The sequence below is a fragment of the Kitasatospora sp. NPDC091257 genome (assembly GCF_044757675.1).
Taxonomy (GTDB): Bacteria; Actinomycetota; Actinomycetes; order Streptomycetales; family Streptomycetaceae; genus Kitasatospora; species Kitasatospora lactacystinica.
On record NZ_JBIVVI010000901.1, the window covers coordinates 1 to 3,834 of the forward strand.

1 protein-coding gene and 2 pseudogenes are annotated in these 3,834 nt (G+C 76.9%); 1 reads left to right on the forward strand and 2 read right to left on the reverse strand.

Features of this window, described 5'->3' with window-relative positions; all coding sequences use genetic code 11:
* Window positions 1–291: 291 nt before the first annotated feature.
* Window positions 292–2,048, forward strand: a pseudogene (locus ACIQOV_RS31670) (SpoIIE family protein phosphatase).
* A 118-nt stretch (window positions 2,049–2,166) separates the two neighbouring features.
* Here ACIQOV_RS31670 and ACIQOV_RS31675 read toward each other — a convergent pair.
* Together ACIQOV_RS31675 and ACIQOV_RS31680 are read right to left on the reverse strand one after the other, a co-directional pair.
* Entirely contained in the window at window positions 2,167–3,375 is a 1,209-nt protein-coding gene (locus tag ACIQOV_RS31675; protein WP_401054117.1) for a trans-sulfuration enzyme family protein, read from the reverse strand.
* A gap of 189 nt (window positions 3,376–3,564) precedes the next feature.
* Window positions 3,565–3,834 (reverse strand): annotated as a pseudogene (locus tag ACIQOV_RS31680) (hypothetical protein); the annotation flags it as partial.

Here is a 3,834-nt window from a genome sequence, read left to right on the forward strand (position 1 = left end):
GGTTCCTCCGGTCTGGGTCTTCGGGCGCGGGCCGGGGCGGTACGGCCGGGTCGGTACGGCCGGGTGGGCCCGGCCCGGCCCGCGGCGTCCGGGGTCGGGCGCCGCCGCCCAAGTATGACCGGAGATCATCCGGCGTTCGCCTGCCGTATCCGTACGGCGGCGCGGATGTCCGCGCGGTCGGCCCCGCAGCCGTCCGAGCCGTCCGAGCGTTCCGTTACAGCACCGTCTCCGGCCGGTCAACGTTTCACCCACCTGTGGGCGTGCCGCGCGCGGGCGCGTGATCATGGGCGTATGCACTTCCGGCACGGCAACCGAGCAGAGGGTCCGCGGCCCGCGACACCGGACACCCGGTCCCTGGCGGCGACCGCGGCGGCCCTCGCCGCCCGGCTCGGCGCGATCACCGGCGGTGACAGCGGCGGTGACAGCGGCGGCGACGATCCGGAGCGGCTCCGCGAGGTCCTGGCCGCCGCCCCCGTCGGCGTCGCGCTGCTCGACGAGCGCCTGCGCTGGCAGTACCTGAACGCGGCGTTCACCACCGCCACCGGGCTGCGCCGCGCGGACCTGCTCGGCCGGGCCGCCGGGACCACCGCCTTCGCCGGGGCCCTCGGCATCCTGCGCCGGGTGCTCGCCGACGGCCTCGCCCGCGAGCACGCCACCGGAGGCCCGGACGGTGCGGGCGCCCCCGTGCCGCCCGGCCTGCGGGTGCGCTACCGGGCACTGCGACGCTCCGGGCGGACCACCGGAGTGGTCGTCGTCGTCCTGGACGACCCCGACCCCGCCCGCGACCAACTGCGCGAGCTGGAACGGGCCAGGGCCCGGCTCGCTCTGCTGGACGCCGCCACCGAATGGATCGGCACCACCCTCGACATCGCCACCACCGGCGCGGAGCTCGCCGCGTTCGCCGTGCCCCGGCTCGCCGAACTCGCCGTCGTGGACCTGCTGCCGCCCGAGGCCGAACCCGCCCGGGCCGGCCACGGCACGCCCCAGCGGCTGCGCCGCGCCGGCGCCCGGTCCGTGCCCGCGCTGGCCGCCGCCCTCGCCGAGCTGCCCCGGTCCGGAGAATCGATCCGCCACCGGGAGGGCTCGGCCGCCGCCCGCAGCCTGGCCGGCGGTGTCGCCGTGCTCACCGAGCCCGGCCCCGAGGACAGCTGTCCGGCGGGGACGGCCTCGCTGCTGGTCCTGCCGCTGGCCGCCCGGGGCCGCCTGATCGGGCTGCTCACCCTCGGCCGCACCGCCGCCGGCCCGGCCTTCACCCCCGACGAGGCCGCCCTGCTCGGCGACCTCGCCGCCCGCGCCGCCACCGCCCTCGACAACGCCCGGCGCTTCGCCCGCTCCCAGGACATCGCCCTCGAACTCCAGCGGGCGCTGCTGAGCGAACCCGGCAACCCGCACCAGAACCTCGTCCTCGCCTCCCGCTACCTGCCCTCCGGGAGCGCCTCGGTGGTCGGCGGCGACTGGTTCGAGACGGTCCGACTGCCGTTCGGGCGCACCCTGCTCGCCATGGGCGACGTCATGGGGCACGGCGTCGAGGCCGCCGTCGACATGAGCCACTACCGCTCGGCACTGCGCGACCTCGCCGGAATGGACCTGCCCCCGCACCGGATCCTGCGTCAGCTCGACAACATCATCTCCGCCGACGACTCCGCCCGCCCGGCCACCTGCCTACTGGCCCTCGCCGACCCGGGCCGCGGCCGCTGGACCCTCTCCAGCGCGGGCCACCTGCCGCCCGCCCTGATCACCCCGGCCGGCCGACCGAGCTGCTGAGCGTCCCCACCGGCCCGCCGCTCGGCACCGGTCTCGGCGGCTACGAGCAGACCGCCCACCCGCTCCTGCCGGAGCAGGCCCTGCTGCTCTACACCGACGGCCTGGTCGAGCGCCGGGGCGAGGACATCGACGTCTCGCTGGAGCGGCTCGCGGCGCTGCGGCTGCCCGCCGCCGGAGACCTCGACGGCCTGCTCGACGCCGTCCTGCGCTCCCTCGCCCCGCCGCCGGCCCCGGCCGCCGAGGACGACATCGCGCTCCTGGTGGCCCGGCCCCGGCAGCGCTGACGGGCCGCGGGGCGGCCCCACCTCCACCGCGCTCCGGACCCGGGCTACGCCCCGGACGTCGAGCACGGGGCCCGGGCCGGCCCGCACTCACCCGCGCCGGCGGCCGCAGCGCTCGGGCTCACACCTTCGCCAGCGCCCGCGCGACGTCCGCCCAGATGTCCTCCGGGTGCTCGATGCCCACCGACAGCCGCACCGTCCCCGGCCCGATGCCCACCGCCGCCAGTTCCTCGTCCGACAGCTGCCGGTGGGAGGTGCTGGCCGGGTGGAGCACCAGGGTGTGCACGTCGCCCAGGGACGGTGCCAGCGAGGCGAGCCGGACGGACTCGGTGAACGTGCCGGCCGCCTTCCGGCCCCCGGCCAGGTCGAAGGCCAGGACGCCGCCGTGGCCGTCGGGCAGCAGCCGGCGGGCGAGGTCATGGTCGGGGTGGGTGGGCAGGCCCGGGTAGTGGACGGCGGTGACCGCGGGGTGGGCGGCGAGCCGGCCGGCCAGGTCGAGCGCGGTCTCGCACTGGCGGCGGACCCGCAGGGCGAGGGTCTGCATGCCGCGCAGGGTCAGCCAGGCGGCGAACGGGTCGGCGGAGGCGCCGAGTTCGAGCGAGCGCCGCCAGACCCGCCGGTGCAGCTCCGGGTCGGCGAAGACGGCGACCCCGCCGAGCACGTCCGAGTGCCCGCCCAGGTACTTGGTCACGGAGTGGATCACGATGTCCGCGCCGTGCTCGATCGGGCGGCACAGCAGCGGGGTCGCGAAGGTGTTGTCCACCACGCTCACCACCCCGGCGTGCCGGGCGACGGCGATCAGCCCGGGCAGGTCGGTGACCCGGGTGGTGGGGTTGGAGACGGTCTCCAGGAGCAGCACCCGGGTGCGGGGCCGCAGCGCGGCCGCCACCCCGGCGGGGTCGTCGCCGCTCACGTGGTCGACCTCGACGCCCCAGCGCTCGGTGAGGTCGGTCAGCGCGCCGACGGTGCCGCCGTACAGGCTGCGCTGGGCGATCACGTGGTCGCCGGCGCGCAGCAGGGAGAGCAGCGCGGTGTTGATCGCACCCATGCCGGAGGCGGTGGCGAGGGCTCCGGTGCCGCCCTCCAGTCCGGCGACGGCCTGCTCCAGCGAGCGGACGGTGGGGTTGCCGAAGCGGTTGTAGAGGAAGGCGCCGTCCGGTCCGTCGTGGGCCCCGGCGAGTGCGTCGCCGGTGCCGAAGGCGAACAGGTGGCCCTGGTGCAGCGGGACGCCGAGCGGACGGCTGCCGGTGACCTCGGCGAGCGGCGGGTGGACGACCCGGCTCTCGGGGCGCAGCCCTTCGGCGCTCTCGTGGGTGTGGAAGTCGCTCATGGCGCCCATCCTCGGGCGGCCCCGGCACCCCGGCCAGGGCCAATCGGCGTCAAGTGGCCCGCCCCGGGCGGTCGTTCCGGCTCCACCGCCCGGCGGGCGGCGGCGAACGCCCGGGTCGCGGCCGTGCGCGCTGCACGGTGTACTCGGCCGGTAAGCGGCCGGTGCACGACCGACGGTGGCGGTGCGCGGCTACTTGCGGCGGCCGAAGATCCGCTTGGCGGCGTAGACGATCCCGACGATCAGCAGGATGACGAGCAGGATCAGCAGGATGACCACGACCAGCAGGAACTTGCCCAGTTTGGCGAAGAAGCCCTTTTTCTTCTTCTTCTCCTCCTTGGCCGCGAGGTGCGCGACGTCGGCGGCGGAGGAGGTGGCGGAGGTGGCGGCGACCGCGGAGGCGGCGCGCGCCTCCGTGCCGATCTGCGCGCCGCCGTCCGCGGCGGCGGCACCCCCGGGGGC

Coding starts and splice junctions, on each gene's coding strand:
- ACIQOV_RS31675 (WP_401054117.1), bottom strand. CDS start 3,375: ATGAGCGACTTCCACACCCACGAGAGCGCCGAAGGGCTGCGCCCCGAG.